The following is a 2,437-nucleotide window of genomic DNA, read 5'->3' as shown; positions in this document are numbered from 1 at the left end:
CGCCTTTGTTTATTGTGCACAGTTTTTCTCTTCGAAATTTGTGCGAATCGTCCGGTTTGCCGCTGGACTTTTTGTGTAAACCTGATATCCTAAGAACTGCAATCCCAAGTATGAAGGAGGCGTTTCGTATGTTTAAATGGTTCCAAAGCCTTGTCAGCATCCGCTATCAGGAGCTGAACCGGATGCGCCGCGAATTGCGCCGCGAGGCAAAGAAATAAGCGCCCGGACCTTTTCCGGCGGCACACATAAGATATCGGCAAAAGAACGCCTCCCCAGCGGAAAAATCCGCCGGGGAGGCGCATTTTTCATGTCCGTTTCGAGGCGGTCCCACCGCGTCGAGATTTTCCGCGCCCGCCTGCCCTCTATTCCGGCAGACTGTCTTCTATAACATCCAGAAGAATCATGCGCGTATACATGAAGTCTTTCAGTATCACCCCGTCGTCATGCTTCGTATCCTCTTTCAATACGCAGTACGACAAGCGCCCCTTCAGCCTGGCGCTTCGGGGCTCACGAACGCTGTCGATCCAGTCGGCCATTTCCCCTTCGCCATACAATTGAATGGAACTGGATTCTTTTCCATCAGGCGATTTTGCAGTGGCGCGGATGCCGGAGACGTCTCCAACCTGCAGGCCCAAGCCCTTGCAAAGAGCTACCTTTACAGAACTAGTCTGATTTGGAGTCAGCTGCATATCCAGTATAATCTCTTGTCCGTAGTATTTATAAGGCCGGCGCAAAAAGCCTCTCAGAATTTCGTAGTTGCCGCCCTCCGTATCAGAGGGCAGAGTCCGCAAAGAGTCCTCGATCGCACGATCTTTTTTCAGTTCGTTCATCAAATCCTGGGTTACTTTTTTGCCAAGATCGGCGGGAGTTGTGAACGAGCTGACCACATGCGCCTTCTTTAAGCGGGATTTAAACGCTTCTAATTTTTCCGCGCCCTCCCCTTTATCCACAAATCTGGAAGCAATTGGATGGTTTTCATCCAATATGTAGATCAGCACCGGAATCCTGTTTTTTACCGCCTCGTCATACTCCAGCTCCGTAAACGATTTCCCGCTGTCCTCCTCCACGCTTCCGTAACGCATGCCGATGATCCCGATATAAAGCTTGCATTCACGCACAGTCTGTAGGCACTTATCCAAAGGTCTCTCAGGCGTTGAGCCGAAAAACTCCATTCCCTTGATGGTCTGGTTCATATAAATAATGCTCCGTTCCACCTCATCCCTATAGGCCTTTAAATCCTCATAGGTAGACGACACAAATATGGGGATGTTCATACGCTCCTGAGTCGTGGCCATGGGTTTTTCCTCCCATTCTTTTGTTCTTGGCGTTCCTTACGCCGCCGGCCGTGATTCTCCCCGCGCTCTCACGGGCAGACGGCGGCAGGGCGCCTGCCGCTCGTCTACAGTATACAACATGTTCCCCCGCCTTTCAACCAGATCCGGCAAACCGTTATCCCGGCAGCAGACCCGGCACGAGTTCCGCCAGCAGCGCCGCCAGCTGGGCATGGCCCTTCCGGGTCAGGTGCATCCCGTCCACGGCGTTAAACTCGCAGTCCTTGGCGTCTAAGTAGTGGGCTCCCACCAGCCGGGCGGTCTTCTTATAGTACTTATGCAGCTCCCGCGTCTTTTCCAGGCAGCCCTTTCCCATAGGCTCCCCGCACTCCGCCAGCTCCATCTCCGGGCGGATGGGAGGCGGACAGACAATCAGAATATTGGGCGCGTGATCCCCCCAGCAGTCCACGCTCTGGGCCTTGCGGACCAGCCGCTCCATGCCGATGGCGATGCAGGAGGCGTTGGCCCCCAGACGCTCTTTGGAGTCGTTGGTGCCCAGCATAATGATGAGAAGATCAACCGCCTCGTGGCTTTTCAGCAGAGAGTACACAACCGTGAGGGCGTCCATCGTCTCGTNGAGGNGGTCCTGGAACACAGTGGTCCGGCCGCTGAGGCCTTCCTCCGTCACCAGGACGTCCGGTCCCAGGGCCTTTTGGAGGAGACAGGTCCAGCGCTCGTCCTCGTTGAAGCGGCTGCCTCCGTCGGCGCAGTCGGCCGGGTCGGCGCAGTAGCCGTGGGTGTTGGAATCTCCTAAGCAGAGGATGTGCTTTTTCATCGTCCATCTTCCTTTCTGTCTGCGGCAAGCCAGCCTGAAATTTACCCTATGTGGTATAAGTTAGCAGGTTTTTCCGGTTTGTCAAGGCATACAATCAAATTCTTTTCCGAATTTTGAGGGTAAATTCACCAAAAATCGAAATTATTTTTGAAACTTTCCCTAAATATTCTTGTCTTACGAAAATCCTTCCGATTTCAATTGACAAAAGAAGGGAGTCCTTGTATAATTTACACAGTGAGCCGGCGATCGGCCGGTTCATTTTTTGTAAGGATTAAAAGGAGGATTTGCGATGAAAAAAATGCTTGCTCTGCTGCTGGCCATGGTTATGGGC

Annotated in this window: 3 protein-coding genes; 1 reads left to right on the top strand and 2 read right to left on the bottom strand. The window is 52.9% G+C overall.

The window, feature by feature from the left end; all coding sequences use genetic code 11:
* A partial coding sequence (locus tag JX325_RS15385) for a hypothetical protein (protein WP_204791939.1) occupies nucleotides 1–218 on the top strand: 218 nt, incomplete at its 5' end.
* A gap of 144 nt (nucleotides 219–362) precedes the next feature.
* Here JX325_RS15385 and JX325_RS15380 read toward each other — a convergent pair.
* Nucleotides 363–1,295 (bottom strand): DUF4062 domain-containing protein, encoded by a 933-nt coding sequence (locus tag JX325_RS15380; RefSeq protein WP_204791938.1) that lies wholly within the window; start codon nucleotides 1,293–1,295, stop codon nucleotides 363–365.
* A gap of 154 nt (nucleotides 1,296–1,449) precedes the next feature.
* Nucleotides 1,450–2,106 carry a GDSL-type esterase/lipase family protein gene (locus JX325_RS15375; protein ID WP_204791937.1) on the bottom strand — a complete coding sequence of 219 codons (657 nt, stop codon included), beginning with the start codon at nucleotides 2,104–2,106 and terminating at the stop codon, nucleotides 1,450–1,452.
* Nucleotides 2,107–2,437: the final 331 nt, after the last annotated feature.

Source organism: Oscillibacter sp. CU971 (assembly GCF_905219725.1).
In the GTDB taxonomy this organism is placed as follows: domain Bacteria; phylum Bacillota; class Clostridia; order Oscillospirales; family Oscillospiraceae; genus Oscillibacter.
The sequence above is the reverse complement of the archived record's forward strand: the minus strand, read 5'-3'. Positions and strand labels throughout refer to the sequence as shown.